Below are 17,567 nucleotides of genomic sequence, written 5' to 3' on the forward strand. Positions count from 1 at the left end.
CAGAGGGCCGTCTCACCCTGAGAGTCACCGGTCTGCCGTCATCATCCGTCGTGGCACCGTCTGGGCCGGAGCACGAGACGGTGCGAGGCCCGCGCCCTCCGCACCGCGGGCCGCACGAACGACGAGGAGGTCGCCCGCGATGACAAGGACCCTGGACACCGAGAGCACGGACGCCGCGACCGTCGTCTCCGCGCTGCTCGCCGGGCTGCCGGGGCGGGTGCAGACCGCGGCGGCGGTGCTGGAGCAGTACCGGCGTGACCGGTCCGGTCAGGTCAGCGAGGGCCTGCCGCTCGCCGTCGTCGAGGCGTCGTCGGTGGAGGACGTCCAGGAGACTTGCCGGATCGCCAGCGCCCACGGCGTACCGGTGGTGACGCGCGGCGCGGGGACCGGCCTGGCCGGCGGTGGCATCGCCGGCCCCGGCGAGATCGTGCTGTCCACCCGCGCCATGGACCGGCTCCTGCGCGTGTCCCCGCAGAACCGCCTGGCGGTGGTCGAGCCGGGCATCCTCAACGCCGAGCTCAACACCCGGCTGGCGGAGCACGGCCTGTGGTGGGCGCCCGACCCGGCCAGCCGGGAGATCTCCACCGTGGGCGGCAACATCGCCACGAACGCCGGCGGCCTGCTGTGCGCGAAGTACGGGGTCACCCGGGAGTCGGTCCTCTCGCTCAAGGTCGTCCTGGCCGACGGCCGCCTGATCAAGGTCGGCCACGACACCGTCAAGGGGGTCACCGGCCTGGACCTGTGCGCGCTGATGATCGGCTGGGAGGGCACGCTCGGGGTCATCGTCGAGTGCGCGCTCCGGCTGCGCCCGATCGTGCGCGGCCCGGTCGCGACGATCGGCGCGTTCTTCCCCTCCGTCGAGCAGGCCGCGGCGGCCGCCTCCGCCGTGGTCACCGCCGGCTGGACGCCGGCCGTGATGGAGCTGATGGACCGCCGCACGCTGGAGTGCGTGGGCCGCTACACCGGCCAGGACCTCCTCGCGCGCGGCGACGCCCTGCTGGTGGTGCAGGTCGACGGCGCGGGGGCGCTCACCGAGGCCGACGCCGTGCACGACCTCGTCATGGTCGCGGGCGGGGACGCGGAGCTGACCACCGATCCCGTGGAGAGCGCCCGCTGGATGGACCTGCGCCGGCAGGCCTTCCCGGCCATCGAGAGCCTGGGGACGCTGCTCGTGGAGGACGTCGCCGTCCCGCTGGACCGGATGAGCGACATGTTCGCCCACGTGCGGGGCCTGGAGGAGCGCTACGGCGTCATCATCCCCACCGCCTGTCACGCCGGCGACGGCAACCTGCACCCCACCTTCGCCTTCCGGGGCGAGACGGTCCCGGACGAGATCTGGCAGGCGGCCGGGGAGGTGTTCCGGTACGCGCTCGAGCTCGGCGGCACCCTCTCCGGCGAGCACGGCATCGGGCTGCTCAAGCGCCGCTGGCTCGGCGACGAGCTCGGCGAGGACCAGCTCGACCTGCAGCGCCAGATCAAGGCCGTCTTCGACCCCGCCGGGCTGCTCAACCCCGGCAAGGTCTTCCCCGACGGCGACGGGCGCCGCCGGCACGCCCCTTCCTGACGGCGAGGTGCTGACGGCGGAGCCCGCCCCTGGCCTCAGGGACGGGCCAGGCCGGGCCGCACGCGCAGCGACCGGAGCAGGTGCGCCGCGGCGTAGGCGACGCAGAGCTCCAGGGCGATGAGCAGCAGCATCGACATGGCACCGGATCCTGCCTCGGGGTGGAGGTCCGCGGCCACCGGAGCCGCGTGGCGGTGCCCGCCGTGGGCGTGGCCCGGCAGCCCCGTCACGAGCGCCAGGTGGACGAGCGCCATGGCGGCCGATGCGCCGATGAGCATCCGGAGCGCGCCCGCCTGGCCCCCGCGCCAGAGCGCCACGGTGCAGGGGAGGCACATCAGCGCCATGGCCACCATCGCCGGCGCCAGGAGCCCGTCGTGCCGCATCGTGACGGCCATCCCGATGTGGGCGACGACGGCGAGCGCGCTGCCCAGCGCCACCGCCCGGCACCCCAGCCTCCAGAGGACCATGACGGCCACCCAACACGCCCCGTCGCCCGCGGGTCTTGCCGATGGGTGCGCCGTCCTTGACGGTGGGCGCACGCCGACGCGAGGTGTGCCTGCGCTCACAGACAAGCACACGGCACTGGCGGACAAGACCGCCCGCCTCGGTCTCGGTCATGGTTGGCGCTACGACCCGGCAGTGTGGCTGCGACACGTGGCGACGTGAGCCACGGCCGAGCTGGCCCGGCACGACCAGCTCGCGACAGTTGCCAGCGCCTACCGGGCCGCGGGGACCCTCCTGATCCTTCGACCCCTACCGCGCCGGAAAGAGAACCCATGACCATCCAGAGTCAGACCACCGCGACGCTGTCGTACGCCGACCTGCTCGCCTCCGTCGTCCCGGCCGAGGGCGGCCGGGAGATCACCGACCCGGCCACCGGGGAGGTCGTGGGCCGGGCGCCGGAGCACACCGCCGCCGACCTCGACGCCGCGGTCGCGGCCGCCCGCGCCGCCCAGTCCGAGTGGGCCGCGCTCGGGCACGAGCGGCGCTCGGAGTACCTCAACCGCGCCGCGGACGCCGTCGAGGCATCCGCCGAGGCCCTCGCCGAGCTGCTCTCCCGCGAGCAGGGCAAGCCGCTCAACGGCCCCAACGCCCGCTTCGAGGTCGGCGCGTGCGCGGCCTGGCTGCGCGCCACCGCCGCCTTCGAGCTCGAGCCGGAGGTCCTCGTCGACGACGACGGCGGCCGCGCCGAGCTGCACTACCGGCCCCTCGGCGTCGTCGGCGCGATCGGGCCGTGGAACTGGCCGATGATGATCAGCGTCTGGCAGCTCGCCCCGGCCCTGCGCATGGGCAACACCGTGGTGATGAAGCCCTCGGAGTACACCCCGCTGAGCGTGCTCGCGCTCGCCCACGTGCTCAACGAGGTGCTGCCCGAGGGCGTCTTGCGCGTCGTCTCCGGCGGGCGCGAGGTGGGCGAGGGGCTCGCCGCCCACCCGGGCGTGGACAAGATCATGTTCACCGGCTCCACCGCCACCGGCAAGGCGATCATCCGCTCCTCCGCGGACACCGTGAAGCGGCTGACCCTCGAGCTCGGCGGCAACGACGCCGGCATCGTCCTGCCCGACGCCGACCCGGCGGCCATCGCCCAGGACCTGTTCTGGGGGGCGTTCATCAACACCGGGCAGACCTGCGCGGCCCTCAAGCGCCTGTACGTCCACGAGGACCTCTACGACGCCGTGTGCCAGGCGCTCACCGCGGTCGCCGCCCAGATGCCGATGGGTGTGGGCCTGGAGGAGACCAACGTGCTCGGCCCGCTGCAGAACAAGGCCCAGTTCGACATCGTCGCGAACCTCGTCCAGGCCGCGAAGGACGCCGGCGCCCGCATCCTGCTCGGCGGCGACCCCGACCCCGACCAGCCCGGCTACTTCTACCCCACCACCCTGGTGGCCGACATCGACAACGACAACCCGCTGGTGGCCACCGAGCAGTTCGGCCCGGCCCTGCCGATCGTGAAGTACTCCACCGTCGAGGAGGCGATCGCGATGGCCAACGCTCTCGACGTCGGCCTCGGCGCCTCCGTCTGGGGCACCGACCTCGACCAGGCCCGCGCCGTCGCCGCCCGCATCCAGGCCGGCACCGTGTGGATCAACAAGCACGGCGCCGTCGACCCGCGCGTGCCCTTCGGCGGCGCCAAGCAGTCCGGCTACGGCCTCGAGTTCGGCGTCGAGGGCCTCAAGCACCTCGGCGCCCCCCAGGTCATCAGCTACTAGGCCCCGTCACCCGCCTGCCGGGCGTCCCGCGGGACGCCCGGCAGGCAGCGCCCACGCGCCGTCGGCGCGGCGGCGCGCGTCCGCCGTCGTGCACGGCTGCGCCACCAGCCCCACCCCCGGTTCCCCTCCCTCGAGAACCGCCAGGCCGGACCTCACGCCCGGGCCGGCCACGCCACACCCCCTCGCATAGCAATGGAGAAGTCGTTGACTGCCCTCGACTCGCCGTCCGTCGTCAACCCGCCCTCGTCCTTCGGCGTGACCCACCCGCTGGACATGCTCACCACCGAGGAGATCAGCGCCGCGCGGCAGATCCTCGTCGACGCCGGCCTGGTCACCCCCAGCACCCGCTTCCCCCGCCTGCTGCCCGTCGAGCCGCCCAAGCAGGTCGTGCTCGACCACACCCCGGGCGACGACGACTTCGACCGCAGCCTGCTCATCACGCTGCTCGACATCGACACCGCCGACGCGCGGGAGGTCACCGTCTCGGTGACCGCGGGCAAGGTGACAGCCACCCGCGAGCTCCCCAACCGGGAGCACCCCCACGGCCAGCCGCAGTACCTCTTCGAGGAGTACGAGCGGGCCGCGGAGATCGTCAAGGCGGACCCGCGCTGGCAGGCCGCGATGCGGCGCCGCGGCATCACCGACTGGACCCACACCTTCGTCTCGCCGCTGGCCCCGGGCTACTTCCCGCGCGAGGAGGAGACAGGCCGCCGGATCATCCGCTCGCTGACCTTCCACCGCCGCTTCGCCGGCGACAACCCCTGGGCGCACCCGGTCGAGGGCCTCATCGCGCACGTCGACCTCACCGCCGGCACGGTGGTCCGGCTCGAGGACGAGGGCGACGTGCCCGTCCCGATGGACGACTGGCACTACACCCCCGAGCACGTCGGCGAGCCGCGCACGACCCTCAAGCCGATCGACATCGTCCAGCCCGAGGGCCCCTCCTTCCGCGTGGACGGCAACCTCGTGGAGTGGGAGAACTGGCGCCTGCGCATCGGGTTCACCATGCAGGAGGGCCTGGTCCTGCACGAGATCAGCTTCCGCGACGGCGACGAGCACCGCCCGGTCATCTACCGCGCCTCCGTGCCCGAGATGGTCGTGCCCTACGGCGAGACCACCAACACCCGGTTCTGGATCAGCTACTTCGACGCCGGCGAGTACCACCTCGGCAAGAACGCCAACTCCCTCACGCTCGGGTGCGACTGCCTCGGCGTCATCAAGTACTTCGACGCCGTCGTCGCCGACGACCACGGCAACCCGGCCACGATCCCGCACGCGGTGTGCATGCACGAGGAGGACTACGGGATCCTCTGGAAGCACACCGAGATGGGGGAGGCCCCGCAGGTGCGCCGCTCCCGCCGCCTGGTGATCTCCTACTTCGCCACCATCGGCAACTACGACTACGGGTTCTTCTGGTACTTCTACCTCGACGGCTCGATCGAGGTCGAGGCCAAGGCCACCGGCATCGTCTTCGTCGGCGCCTCCGAACCGGGCACCTCCAGCCCGCACGCCCCCGAGATCGCCCCGGGCATCATCGCCCCGGTCCACCAGCACATCTTCTGCGCCCGGCTGGACATGGCCGTCGACGGCCTGGCGAACTCGGTGGAGGAGGAGAACGTCGTCCAGATCCCCACGGGGCCGGAGAACCCCTACGGCAACGCGTTCACCTACGCCCGCACCCCCCTGCGGCGCGAGTCCGAGGCGGTTCGGGACGCCAACAGCGAGACCGGGCGGCGCTGGTTCATCCTCAACCGCGACCGGCTCAACCACGTCGGGCAGCCCACCGCCTACGTGCTCCAGGCCGAGCCCAGTCCCCGGCTGCTCGCCCAGCCCGGCTCCTCCGCCTGGGAGCGCGCCCAGTTCGCCACGCATCACACCTGGGTCACCGCCTACGACCCGGCCGAGCGCTTCCCCGCCGGGGACTACCCCAACCAGCACGCCGGCGACGGCATCGCCGGATGGGTCAAGGCGGACCGTCCCCTGGAGCAGACCGACCTCGTCCTGTGGCACACCTTCGGGCTCACCCACATCCCCCGGCCCGAGGACTGGCCCGTCATGCCGGTGGACTACACCGGGTTCTGGCTCAAGCCCTACGGCTTCCTCGACTCCAACCCGGCACTCGACCTGCCGGACTGGAGCAAGTACGGCGGCAGGTGCTGCGGCACCGACGTCGACCTCGCCGACGGCGGCCACCCCGCCGGGCACTCCCACCCCTCCTGCGCGTGCGGCGACGGCGCCCACGCCTGTTCTTGCGGAGCGTGACCATGGCAACGGAAACCCGGCTGAGTGCGCCGCCGACGGACCGGTCCGAGGACCTGTCGCGGCGGACGCTCACCGTCCCCACCCTCGTCTTCCTCATCATCGCCGCGTCGGCCCCGTTGACGGTGCTGGCCGGCGGCGTGCCCACGAGCTACGCCGTCACCGGCCTCCTCGGGGTCCCGGCCGGCTACATCGCGCTGGGCGTCATCCTCGTCCTCTTCGCTCTGGGCTACGGCGCGATGAGCACCCGTATCCAGAACGCCGGCGCCTTCTACGCCTACGTCGCGGCCGGGCTCGGCATCCGGCAGGGCATCGGCGCCTCGCTGCTGGCCCTGGTCAGCTACAACGCCATGCAGATCGGCCTGTACGGCATCTTCGGCTTCGCGGCGGCCTCGTTCGTCTCCGCCAAGACGGGCCTCGACGTGCCGTGGTGGGCGGCGGCGCTCGTCGGCTTCGTCATCGTCGGCCTCCTCGGGATCAACAAGATCGACCTGTCGGCCAAGGTCGTCGCGGTCGTGGTGGCCCTGGAGTTCGCCGTCGTCATCGCCGTGGACGTCATCTCCTTCGCCGTCGCCCCCGAGGGTCCGAGCGTCGCCGCGTTCGAGCCGACGAACTTCTTCGCCAACGGCGTCGGCGCGATCCTGGCCTTCGGTATCGCCGCGTTCATGGGGTTCGAGTCGGGGGCGATCTACAGCGAGGAGGTCAAGGACCCGCGCCGGACGGTCTCCCGCGCCACCTTCATCGCCGTCAGCCTCATCTCCGTGTTCTACGCCTTCTCGGCCTGGGCGCTGCAGGTGGGGGTGGGCCCCTCGAACACGATCGCCGCCTCCACCGAGCTCGGCCCCGACCTCGTGTTCGTGTTCCTCACCGAGCAGGGCGACGTGCTGGTCGCCGACATCGCCAACGTGCTGTTCATCACCAGCCTGCTGGCCGCCCTCATCGCGTTCCACAACGCCGCGGCCCGCTACTTCTACTCGCTCGGCCGCTCCGGGGTGCTCCCACGCATGTTCGGGATCGTGGGCCGGCGCAACAGCGCCCCCGTGGCCGGCTCGCTGTCCCAGTCGGCGCTGGCCATCGTGCTCATCGTCGTCTTCGCCGTCGTGGGGGCCGGCTCGGAGCTCGGCCCGCTGTTCCCGGTGGTCACCATGTTCACCTGGCTGTGCAACGCCGCGGCGTTCGGACTGGTGTTCCTCATGGCCGTCACCTCGGTCGCCGTCATCGGCTTCTTCCGCAAGGACCCGCTCGGCCACTCCGCGTTCGTCCGGGTCGTCGCGCCCGCGCTCGCCGCCGTCGGGCTCGGCACGGTGTTCGTGCTCATCCTCGTCAACTTCGACGTCATGATCGGCGTCGAGGGCATCACCCCCCTCGTCGTGATCATGCCCGCGATCATCCTCGGCGCGGGCCTCGCCGGCCTGGTGTGGGGCGAGTACCTGCGCCGCAACCGGCCCGCCGTCTACGACGCGATGACGTTCGAGTGATCGCCGCGGGCGCCGCCCCACCCACGGGGGCGGCGCCCGCTGACGTCCGAGCGGGCCGACGCGGCCCGGCCCTCGCGCGTCCCTCCACCGGCAGCGGCGCATCGGTCTCATCCGCCCCGGGAAGTGCTGGCGTGGTGCCCTCCCGGGAACCCGGTGGCGATACGCGCCCGGCGAGCACCGGCGTCGTATATGATCGCTGGCACAGTCGCAGGCCTCCGAGGAAGGGGGACGCGTGACCGCCACGTTGCCCGGCCCCGTGTTCACCGCCGCCGCCGCCGCGCCCCCGGCCGCCGCCCCCGCCGGCCATGACGGCTTCGTCGGCCTGGCGGAGTGGCGGGCGCTGATCGACCGCAGCTTCGTGCCTCTGCAGATCGACGAGCTCGGCGGCGTCGACTTCCGCGGTCATCTCTCCCACAGCACGGTCGAGGACGTCACCGTCTTCGAGATCACCGCCACCCCGCACGTCGTGCGCCGCACCCCGCGGCTCATCAACCAGGTGCCGGGCCGGTACTACAAGCTCAGCCTCCAGCTCGAGGGCCCCGCCGTCCTCGAGCAGGACGGCCGGCGGGCGGACCTGTCACCGGGCGACCTCGCGATCTACGACACCCACCGGCCGTACACCCTGCACCTGCCCACCAACAGCCGCGCCATGGTGCTGATGTTCCCGCACGAGCTGGTGGAGCTGACGCCGGAGGAGGTCGGTCGCGTCACGGCGCTGTGCTTCCCGCAGGACACCGGGCTGGGCCGGGTGATCAACCCCTTCTTCGCCCAGCTCGGCCGCAACCTCGACCAGCTGCGGGGCGTGGACGGCGTCCGGCTCATCCACTCCACCCTCGACCTGCTCGTCACGCTGCTGTCCACCGAGCTCCGCCGGGTCGACGGCGACGGGCAGGACCCCAACCAGGCGCTGCTGCGGCAGGTCCGCACCTACATCCGCGCCCACCTCGACGATCCGACGCTGTCCCCGGCGAGCATCGCCAGCGCCCACTACATCTCCACCCGGCGCCTGCACGCCCTGTTCTCCGGGGAGCGGGAGACGGTCGCCGCGTGGATCCGCTCCCGGCGGCTGGAGCACATCCGCCGCGACCTCGGCGACCCCCTCCAGGCGCAGCGGTCGGTCTCGGCCATCGCCGCCCGGTGGGGCCTGACGGACGCCGCGCACGTCAGCCGGGTCTTCAAGGCCGAGTTCGGTGAGTCGCCCAGCACCTACCGCGACCGCATCCTGCACCAGGAGGCCGGCGCACCTACCCGCTGAACCCCTGGGTCATCGCCCTGTCAGGCACCGGGACGCGTTCACCGGTCGTCCCTCGCGTGCTCCCGCCGCCCACGGAACCACGCCTCGGCGACGGTGCGGTGCACGTCGCGGACCGACCTCGGAAGAGAGTCTTGCCCGTCGTTGACCGGTGCCTCCGTGGGGGAATTCGGGACGGCAGAGGCCGTCGTCCTCGGGCGGGGCGCGTGCCTGGGAACTGGCTGGATGCCGAGGTTCCTCGCGCGGATGTGATTCCCCTCACGCTACCGGGTATGCAGAGCAATCCGTCCGGCCGTCGACCTTGGGCGATGCCTGGGAGCATTTACGGGCGCGATCCGCTACAAATCTACGTGTGTCGCGAGGGTGCGTCCCCGCTCGGTAGGTTGCTTCGTACGGGCTGAAGCGGCGGCACACCATCGCGCGCCGCGACGGCCCCGACAGGACACTCGCGCTACAGAAGGACCATCACCGTGACCACCATGACCGTGCCCGCGTGGGCCGATCCGCAGCAGATCACGGACCCGGCGGACCGCTCGCACATTCTCCGTTCGCCGATCCACACCGCCACCTTCGGGCCGTCCGAGCTGCGCACCGTCATCGTCGACGACGGCTGCGGGCCGCGCCTCCACCTCGAGGCCCGGACGATCGACGGCCTGGACGTCCAGCAGGCCGCCGCGCTCCTCGAGGCGCTGGCCGCCCAGGTGTGGCAGCTGCGCCAGGCGAGCGCCGAGCAGCAGTAGGACCAAGCCCAAGGGGCCGGCGGCGGGGACGACCCGCCGACGGCCCCTTTCTCGCCCCCATCCGCCTGTGCCGGGCGATCTGGTCCGCATGCTGAGAACCGGCGCGCCGTCCACCCGCCATCTGAGAAGCCGCGTGCCGGTGTCGGCGGCGGCTGCCAGGCTCGAAGCATGACGACGAACCCCACCCGCGCCCCCCGCGTGCGCGCCTCGGAGCTCACCGGCCGCGGCTGGCTCAACACCGGCGGCAAGGACGTCACGCTGGCGGACCTGCGCGGCAAGATCGTCATCCTCGACTTCTGGACGTTCTGCTGCATCAACTGCCTCCACGTCCTCGACGAGCTGCGTGAGCTCGAGGAGCGCCACCGCGACGAGGTCGTCATCGTCGGCGTCCACTCGCCCAAGTTCGTCCACGAGGCCGACCCCGACGCCCTCGCCGCGGCGGTCCAGCGCTACGGGGTGGCCCACCCCGTCCTCGACGACCCGCAGCTGGTCACTTGGTCCGCCTACACCGCCCGCGCCTGGCCCACCCTCGTCGTCATCGACCCCGAGGGCTACGTCGTCGCCACCATGGCGGGGGAGGGGCACGCCAAGAACCTCGAGATCCTCGTCGAGGAGCTCATCGCCCAGCACGACGCCGCCGGCACGCTGCACCGCGGCGACGGCCCCTACGTCCCGCCCGAGCGGGCCGCCACCACCTTGCGCTTCCCGGCCAAGGTCGTCGAGCTGCCCGACGGCAACCTGCTCGTGGCCGACGCCGGCCACCACCGCCTCACCGAGCTCGCCGCCGACGGCGAGACGCTCGTGCGCACCATCGGCACCGGCGAGCGCGGCCGGGCCGACGGCGCCCCCGACGTCGCCCGCTTCAGCGAGCCCAACGGCCTGGCGCTGGTCCCCGAGGAGCTGCGCGCCACCCTCGGCTACGACGTCGTCGTCGCCGACACCGTCAACCACCTCCTGCGCGGGGTGCGGCTGGCCGACGGGCACGTCACCACCGTGGCGGGCACCGGCGAGCAGCACATGGTCGGCGGCCCGGACAACGGCACCGGCACCGAGCCCCTCGCCCTGCGCCTGAGCTCACCCTGGGACATCGCCTGGTCGCCCAGCGCCGCCGCCTTCGTCGTGGCCATGGCCGGCAACCACACCCTCTGGTCCTTCGACCCGGTCGAGCGCGCGCTGCGGCACCTGGCCGGCACCATGCACGAGGGCCTGGTCGACGGCGAGCTGCGCCCGGCCTGGTTCGCCCAGCCCTCCGGCCTGAGCGCCGACGACGCCGGCCTGTGGCTGGCCGACGCGGAGACCTCCGCGCTGCGCCGGGTCGACCTCGTCGGCCGGTTCGACGGCACCGTGCGCACCGCCGTGGGTCAGGGCCTGTTCGAGTTCGGCCACCGCGACGGCCCTGGCTCCGAGGCGCTGCTGCAGCACCCGCTCGGCGTCTGCGCCCTGCCCGACGGCACGGTCGCCGTCGCCGACACCTACAACGGTGCCGTGCGGGTCTACGACCCCGCGACCGGCGAGGTCTCCACCCTGGCCACCGGGCTCGCCGAGCCGTCGGGGCTCCTCGTCGTCGACGAGGGCACCCACCTGCTCGTCGTCGAGTCCGCCGCCCACCGCCTCACCCGGCTGCCCCTCGGCCAGGCGGGCCGCCGGCACGACGGCGACGCGCACCGCACCCGCCGGCCCGTCACCGAGGTCGCACCCAGCTTCACGCTACGCGTCGTGTTCACCCCCGCCTCCGGGCAGAAGCTCGACGACCGGTTCGGCCCGTCCACCCAGCTCGACGTCGCCGCCTCCCGGCCGGGCGTGCTGCTCGACGGCGCCGGCTCGGGCACCGACCTCGAACGCGTCGTCACCCTGGCCGCCGACCCCGCCGAGGACGGCACGGAGACCGTCCTGTCCGTCACCGCCAAGGCGGCCTCCTGCGACGCCGACCCGGCCGTGGAGTTCCCCGCCTGCCACCTGGCCGCGCAGGACTGGGGCATCCCGGTGCGGGTGGTCGAGGGCGGGCCGACCGAGCTGGTGCTGCCGCTGCACGGCTGAGACCGGCACTGGCACCGCCGGACGGGCCCCGCCCCGAGGGGCCCCGCCGGACCGAGCGGGCCCGGGCGCGCGGAGAGATTCCCCACAGCCTTGTCCACAATCGGTGCATAACCGACGCACGGCCGCCCGGGTGAGGTCCACACCGCTCCCACGTGCGACGGCCCGGTCGCGTCAGGACGGCCCGGTCGCGTCAGACGGCCCGGGCGGGTTCAGGCAGGACTTGACGTCTCGCGCACTACTTGACGTCTCGCGGGACGGGAGGGGTCAGGCCACGAGCACCGCGCCCAGCGGCGCGGGGAAGTTGGCGAGCAGGGCATCGACCGAGCCGGCGATGTCGAGGGTCTCGTCCGCGATGACCGCCTCGATGAGGCCGTAGGAGCCGAACCCGAGGGCGAGCCCGAGGGTGCGCTCGTCCATCCCGGGCACGTGGCCGTCCGCCGTCGCGGCCGTGACCGCCTCCTGCGCGCGCACCGCGAGGAGGTCACACACCGTCCGCATGAGGGCTGGGTCGCCGCTCGCGGTGAGGAGGTACCGGTAGGTCTGCCGGTTCTCGGCGACCCGTCCCAGCATCGCCTTGAGCCAGGCGGCGTAGCCGAGGTCCGGCGGCGACGCCGGGTCGACCCGCTCGAGGAGGTCCGTCAGGAGGGACAGGGCCAGGCCGGAGACGGTGTCGAAGTGCTTGTAGAACGTCGTCCGGTGGACGCCGGCGGCGCGGCACAGCGACGTGACGTCGATGTGTGCGGGCGACGTCGTGCGTGCCAGGGAGGCCAGCGCGCGCTGGAGCGACGAGACCGTCCGCTGGGATCGCGGGTCGCGAGGGCGGGTATGGGTCTGCACGCAACCTAATAATGGGGTTCATTTTGTGAAAGGCAATGGGTTTGCCCGATTTTGGCAGGAGCCTGCCACGTGCGTGACCCGCTCGGGGACGCCTCGGAGGCGGTTCGGGAACCCGTCGACGGCGGTGCCAAGGAGACCCAATATGTCCGAAATCTATTTTCCGACCGTGCGGGGCCGTAGTCTACGTGCTATGTCAGCCCTCCCGCCGTCGTCCGCGCGCGCCGTGCGGCCCCGGCAGCTCGTGGCCCTCATGCTCGCCTTCGTGCTGGCCGCCGGGACGGGCGGCGTGCTCGTCGCCGGTCTCGTCATGCCGGCCGTCGGCGCTGCCGGCACCGTGGCCACCGCGTCGACCGACCTGTTCGAGGACCTCCCCGGCGAGCTCGCCATCCCGCAGCCGTCCCAGCAGAGCGTCATGCTCGCCGCCGACGGCTCGCCGATCGCGACGTTCTACCTGGAGAACCGCATCGTCGTCGGGCTGGACCAGATCTCCGAGCACGTGCAGCACGCGGTGGTGGCGGTCGAGGACCGCCGCTTTTACACGCACAAGGGCATCGACCCCGAAGGGATGCTCCGCGCGGCGGCGAACAACGTCGCCGGTGGCCAGCTCGAGGGGGCGTCCACGCTCACGCAGCAGTACGTCAAGAACGTGCTCATCGAGGCCGGCCGGGTCAGCGGCGACGAGGACGCGATCAAGACCGCGACCGAGACGTCCCTGGGCCGCAAGCTGCGCGAGGCGCGCCTCGCCGTCGGGCTCGAGGAGCAGGTCAGCAAGGACGACATCCTCGAGGGCTACCTCAACATCGCCCAGTTCGGCCCGTCGGTGTGGGGAGTCGAGGCCGCCTCGCGGCACTACTTCAACACCTCGGCGGCGGACCTGGGGATCGGCCAGGCCGCGCTGCTGGCGGGCATCACCCAGTCCCCGGCTCGCTGGGACCCCGTGGCCCACCCGGACAGCGCCGAGAAGCGCCGCAACGAGGTGCTCGGCGACATGCTCCGCGAGCGGTACATCACCGAGCAGGAGTACGAGGAGGCGGTGGCCGTCCCGGTCCCGGACATGCTCGACGTGCAGAACACGCCCAACGGGTGCAACGCCGCCGGCATCGCGGCGTACTTCTGCGAGTACGTCGTGAAGGACCTGATGAACAACGAGGGCTGGGGCAAGGACCGGGCCGAGCGGTCCCAGATGCTCATGCGTGGCGGCCTGACCATCCACACCACCCTGGACCTCGCCCGGCAGCAGGCCGCCTACGACTCCGTGGTGGCCTCCGTCCCGGTCAACGACCCGTCCGGCATCAAGATGGCGATGTCCTCGGTGGAGCCCGGCACCGGCAAGATCGTCGCGATGGTGCAGAACACCAACTACGGCGAGGCCAGCGAGACCGACCCGTCCGCCATGAAGCTCAACCTCAACGTCGGCACCTCGCACGGCGGCGGGCAGGGGTTCCAGTCCGGGTCGAGCTTCAAGGTGTTCACCCTCATCGAGTGGCTCGAGACCGGGCACTCCCTGGGCGACCTCGTCAACGCGAAGAACAAGATCTTCCCCCGCGCGTCGTGGAACATCTCCTGCGCCCCGGAGTACAAGGCCGACTACAACACCGCCAGCAACCTCGAGGGCATCCCGACCTCCTCGAAGATGACGGTGCTGGACGCGACGCGCCAGTCCATCAACCTCACGTTCCTCGACATGGCCAACCAGATGGACATGTGCGACATCGTGGGCAATGCCGCGAGCATGGGCCTCAAGCAGGGCAACGGCGAGCCGCTGACGCCCAACCCCGCGGCGGTGCTGGGCACCAACACCGTCACCCCGCTGGACCAGGCGAACGCCTTCGCCACGCTCGCCGCGGGCGGCACGTACTGCACCCCGGTGGCCGTCACGAAGGTCACCGACCGGGCCGGCAACGAGGTGCCCGTGCCGCCGTCGAGCTGCACCAAGGTGCTCGAGCCCGACGTCGTCAACGGCGTGAACTACGCGCTGCAGCAGGTGGTTACCCGCGGCGGCACGGGCAAGAACGCCGTGCTGCCCGGCCGCCCGGCCGCCGGCAAGACCGGCACGGCCAACGACGAGACCCACGCCTGGTTCGTCGGCTACACGCCGCAGCTGTCCGGGGCCGTGTGGATGGGCCACTCCCAGGGCGACAAGTCGATGATGTACACGACCATCAACGGCCGGTACAACAGGTGGGTCTTCGGCGGCTCCTACCCCGCCCAGGCCTGGCAGCGGTACATGACCCGGGCCCTGGAGGGGGTGCCGGTGCAGAGCTTCGCGCAGCCGGGCTCGCGCCAGCTCTACGGCGACCGGGTGGCGCTGCCCGGCGTCGTGGGCCGCTCGGTGGACGAGGCGCGGGCCATCCTGCGCGACCGCGGCTTCGACGTCACCGTCGCCGACCCGGTGACCTCCGGCTCGCCGGCCGGCACGGTGGCCCAGACGAACCCGGGCCCGGGGGTGCGGGTGCGCCCCGGCTCGAGCGTCACGCTGGTGCCGAGCTCGGGTCCGGCCCCCGAGCCGGAGCCCTCGCCGGAGCCGCCCGCGGAGGCGAAGCCGGCGAAGGACAAGCCGGCGAAGGACAAGCCGCCCGCGGAGGCAGCGCCGGCGGCGCAACCGAACTCCGCGTAACCGCGCGCGAGTCAGCGCGCCGCATACCCTCGACCACCGACCGGCGCGGTGGGACAGTGAGCCATGGCACGGCTCAACGATGCGGCCCGGGCGCTGATCGCCTCCGGCCCGCTGGGCCACCTCGTCACGCTCGACCCGGACGGCTCTCCGCAGGTCACCGCCGTGTGGGTGGGCCTGGACGGCGACGACCTCGTCACCGCCCACCTGCCCACCGGCCTGCGCAAGCTGGCCAACATCCGCCGCGACCCGCGGGTGGTCCTCTCGTTCGAGAGCACCGTCACCAACGCCATCGGGCTGCGTGAGTACCTCGTGGTCCACGGCCGAGCGCACATCACCGAGGGCGGCGCCCCGGAGCTGCTCCACCGCCTGGCCCAGACCTACATCGGCCCGGGCGCCCAGTTCCCGCCGATGCCGGACCCGCCGCCCGGCGTCGTCGTGCACGTGGAGGTCACCCGGGTCGGCGGCGTGGGCCCCTGGTAGCGCCCGGCCTGCGGGCGGCGCACGTCCGGCCGCCCTGCGGGCGGTGCGCCGCAGGAGGATGATGCGTGACGTCGAGGGGCCGCTGGCGAAGAAGGCGAGCCGATGGACGTGCACGGAGCGGTGGTCGTGCCCCAGGCGGTGCCGAGCCCGGTGCGTCCGGCGGCGCCCGCCGGACGGCTGACCCGCTGGCTGCTCGAGCACCGCGTCGAGCCCACCGGCCCCGAGGAGGACGAGGCGCACGCCGCCCCGCACGCGTGGTGGAAGGTCGTGTGCCTGACGGGCGTCGACTACTTCTCGACGCTCGCCTACCTCCCGGCCATCGCGGTGCTCGCCGCCGGCGCGCTGTCGCCGCTGGCGACCCTGCTCATCGTCGCGCTCACCCTGCTCGGGATGCTGCCGATGTACTCCCGGGTCGCCCAGGAGAGCCCGCACGGGCAGGGCTCGATCGCGATGCTCGAGCACCTCCTGCCGTTCTGGCGCGGGAAGCTCTTCGTCCTGGTGCTCCTGGGCTTCGTGGTGACGTCGTGGATCATCACCATCACCCTCTCCGCCGCCGACGCCTCGGTCCACGCCATCGAGAACCCGGCCTTCCCCGCGATGCTGCACGGCCACGCCGTCGCCCTGACCACCGTCCTCCTGCTCGTCCTGGGCGGGGTCTTCCTCCTGGGCTTCAGCGAGGCGGTGGCCGTGGCCGTCCCGCTGGTGGTGGTCTTCCTCGCGCTCAACGCCGTCGTGGTCGTCGACGGGCTCGTCGCGCTCTTCACCTCCGGGCACCTCTGGGCCGACTGGGTGGCGGCGCTGACGGCGCACGCCGGGGCCGGCGGCCTGATCGGTCCCGCCATCGCGGCCTTCCCGCTGCTCGTGCTCGGGCTGTCCGGCTTCGAGACCGGCGTGAGCATGATGCCGCTGGTGGCGGCCGACGGCACCACCGCCGAGGAGCGCCTGCGAGGCCGGATCCGCAACACCCGCAAGCTCCTCGCCACCGCGGCTCTGATCATGTCCGTGTACCTCATCAGCAGCAGCGTCGTGACGACATTGCTCATCCCGGCCGCGGAGTTCCAGCCCGGCGGCGCCGCCAACGGCCGCGCCCTGGCCTACCTCGCCCACGAGCGGCTGGGGGCGGGCTTCGGCACCGCCTACGACACAAGCACGATCCTCATCCTGTGGTTCGCCGGGGCCTCGGCCATGGCCGGGCTCATCAACATCGTCCCGCGCTACCTGCCCTCCTACGGCATGGCCCCCGAGTGGGGCCGCGCGGTGCGCCCGGTCGTGCTCGTCTACACGACGGTCGCGATCGTCCTGACCCTGCTGTTCCGCGCCGACGTCAACGCCCAGGCGGGCGCCTACGCCACCGGCATCCTCGCCATGATGGTCTCCGGCGCGGTCGCGGTGACCATCTCCGCCGCCCGGCGGCGCCGGCGCGCGGCGGCGACCGGCTTCGCCGTCCTCACGCTCATCCTGCTCTACGCCCTGGTGGACAACATCGTCGCCAAGCCGGACGGCATCACGATCTCCGCCTTCTTCATCCTCGGCATCGTCGTCGTGTCCCTGATCTCGCGGGTCTCGCGCACCACCGAGCTGCGGGTGGACCGCATCGAGTTCGACGACGCCGCCCGCCGGTTCATCACCGAGGCGCTCGCGCAGGATCACGCCCTCAACTTCATCGCCAACAAGCGCCAGGCCGGTGACGTGGCGGAGTACCAGGCCAAGGAGCTCGAGCAGCGCGGCATCAACCCCGTCCCCGGCGTCGCCCACGTGCTGTTCCTCGAGGTCGACATCGAGGACCCGTCGACGTTCAGCAACGTGCTGGAGGTGCGCGGCCTGGAGGTGGGGGGCTTCCGGATCCTGCGGCTGGCCAGTCCGGCCGTCCCGAACGCGATCGCCGCCGTCCTGCTCGCCCTGCGCGACGCCACCGGGGTGCGGCCCCACTGCTACTTCGAGTGGTCGGAGGGCTCGCCCCTGCGTCACCTGCTGCGCTACCTCATCCTCGGCCAGGGCGACACCCCGCCGGTGGTCCGGGAGATCATCCGCGAGGTCGAGCCGGTCCGGGCCCGGCGGCCGGCCATCCACGTCGGGGGCTGACGACGGGGTTCCCC

12 protein-coding genes are annotated in these 17,567 nt (G+C 72.6%); 10 read left to right on the forward strand and 2 right to left on the reverse strand.

Features of this window, described 5'->3' with window-relative positions; all coding sequences use genetic code 11:
- Positions 1-139 precede the first annotated feature (139 nt).
- A complete protein-coding gene (locus tag GD970_RS02285) occupies positions 140-1,564 on the forward strand; it encodes an FAD-binding oxidoreductase (protein WP_152200277.1) in 1,425 nt (474 codons plus the stop codon).
- A gap of 35 nt (positions 1,565-1,599) precedes the next feature.
- On the opposite strand, the gene GD970_RS02290 is transcribed toward GD970_RS02285, so the two are convergent.
- Positions 1,600-2,028 (reverse strand): hypothetical protein, encoded by a 429-nt coding sequence (locus GD970_RS02290; RefSeq protein WP_152200279.1) that lies wholly within the window; start codon positions 2,026-2,028, stop codon positions 1,600-1,602.
- A 309-nt stretch (positions 2,029-2,337) separates the two neighbouring features.
- Between GD970_RS02290 and GD970_RS02295 the strand changes: the two genes are divergently transcribed.
- From GD970_RS02295 to GD970_RS02320, 6 genes are all read left to right on the forward strand, one after another.
- Positions 2,338-3,771 (forward strand): aldehyde dehydrogenase family protein, encoded by a 1,434-nt coding sequence (locus GD970_RS02295; RefSeq protein ID WP_152200281.1) that lies wholly within the window; start codon positions 2,338-2,340, stop codon positions 3,769-3,771.
- A 192-nt stretch (positions 3,772-3,963) separates the two neighbouring features.
- Positions 3,964-6,033, forward strand: a complete 2,070-nt coding sequence (locus tag GD970_RS02300) for a primary-amine oxidase (RefSeq protein ID WP_152200283.1) — start codon at positions 3,964-3,966, stop codon at positions 6,031-6,033.
- Between the two features lie 2 nt (positions 6,034-6,035).
- A complete protein-coding gene (locus GD970_RS02305; protein WP_152200285.1) occupies positions 6,036-7,508 on the forward strand; it encodes an APC family permease in 1,473 nt (490 codons plus the stop codon).
- A gap of 322 nt (positions 7,509-7,830) precedes the next feature.
- Positions 7,831-8,763: an AraC-like ligand-binding domain-containing protein gene (locus GD970_RS02310; RefSeq protein WP_152200429.1), complete on the forward strand. Its 933-nt coding sequence runs from the start codon at positions 7,831-7,833 to the stop codon at positions 8,761-8,763.
- Positions 8,764-9,230: 467 nt separating this feature from the next.
- The gene (locus tag GD970_RS02315; protein WP_152200287.1) at positions 9,231-9,500 is read left to right on the forward strand and encodes a hypothetical protein; all 270 of its coding nucleotides are present in this window, start codon (positions 9,231-9,233) and stop codon (positions 9,498-9,500) included.
- A gap of 168 nt (positions 9,501-9,668) precedes the next feature.
- Entirely contained in the window at positions 9,669-11,537 is a 1,869-nt protein-coding gene (locus GD970_RS02320; protein ID WP_152200290.1) for an NHL domain-containing thioredoxin family protein, read from the forward strand.
- Between the two features lie 264 nt (positions 11,538-11,801).
- Here the strand turns inward: GD970_RS02320 and GD970_RS02325 are convergent, their stop codons facing one another.
- Positions 11,802-12,374, reverse strand: coding sequence for a TetR/AcrR family transcriptional regulator (locus GD970_RS02325; RefSeq protein WP_152200292.1), 573 nt, complete (start codon positions 12,372-12,374; stop codon positions 11,802-11,804).
- Positions 12,375-12,564: 190 nt separating this feature from the next.
- Here GD970_RS02325 and GD970_RS02330 point away from each other — a divergent pair, with 190 nt between their 5' ends.
- The 3 genes from GD970_RS02330 (at position 12,565) to GD970_RS02340 (ending at position 17,553) form a co-directional block, all read left to right on the forward strand.
- Positions 12,565-14,991: a transglycosylase domain-containing protein gene (locus GD970_RS02330; RefSeq protein WP_170297173.1), complete on the forward strand. Its 2,427-nt coding sequence runs from the start codon at positions 12,565-12,567 to the stop codon at positions 14,989-14,991.
- Positions 14,992-15,054: 63 nt separating this feature from the next.
- The gene (locus tag GD970_RS02335) at positions 15,055-15,471 is read left to right on the forward strand and encodes a TIGR03618 family F420-dependent PPOX class oxidoreductase (RefSeq protein ID WP_152200296.1); all 417 of its coding nucleotides are present in this window, start codon (positions 15,055-15,057) and stop codon (positions 15,469-15,471) included.
- Between the two features lie 102 nt (positions 15,472-15,573).
- Positions 15,574-17,553, forward strand: coding sequence for an APC family permease (locus tag GD970_RS02340; protein ID WP_152200298.1), 1,980 nt, complete (start codon positions 15,574-15,576; stop codon positions 17,551-17,553).
- Positions 17,554-17,567 lie beyond the last annotated feature (14 nt).

The sequence above is a fragment of the Georgenia thermotolerans genome, assembly GCF_009193185.1.
GTDB lineage: Bacteria > Actinomycetota > Actinomycetes > Actinomycetales > Actinomycetaceae > Georgenia > Georgenia thermotolerans.

Excerpts from the sequence above, each read along its gene's own strand:
- GD970_RS02285 (WP_152200277.1), top strand. The coding sequence starts at position 140 with ATGACAAGGACCCTGGACACCGAGAGCACGGACGCCGCGACCGTCGTC.
- GD970_RS02290 (WP_152200279.1), bottom strand. The coding sequence starts at position 2,028 with ATGGTCCTCTGGAGGCTGGGGTGCCGGGCGGTGGCGCTGGGCAGCGCG.
- GD970_RS02295 (WP_152200281.1), top strand. The coding sequence starts at position 2,338 with ATGACCATCCAGAGTCAGACCACCGCGACGCTGTCGTACGCCGACCTG.
- GD970_RS02300 (WP_152200283.1), top strand. The coding sequence starts at position 3,964 with ATGGAGAAGTCGTTGACTGCCCTCGACTCGCCGTCCGTCGTCAACCCG.
- GD970_RS02305 (WP_152200285.1), top strand. The coding sequence starts at position 6,036 with ATGGCAACGGAAACCCGGCTGAGTGCGCCGCCGACGGACCGGTCCGAG.
- GD970_RS02320 (WP_152200290.1), top strand. The coding sequence starts at position 9,669 with ATGACGACGAACCCCACCCGCGCCCCCCGCGTGCGCGCCTCGGAGCTC.
- GD970_RS02330 (WP_170297173.1), top strand. The coding sequence starts at position 12,565 with ATGTCAGCCCTCCCGCCGTCGTCCGCGCGCGCCGTGCGGCCCCGGCAG.
- GD970_RS02335 (WP_152200296.1), top strand. The coding sequence starts at position 15,055 with ATGGCACGGCTCAACGATGCGGCCCGGGCGCTGATCGCCTCCGGCCCG.
- GD970_RS02340 (WP_152200298.1), top strand. The coding sequence starts at position 15,574 with ATGGACGTGCACGGAGCGGTGGTCGTGCCCCAGGCGGTGCCGAGCCCG.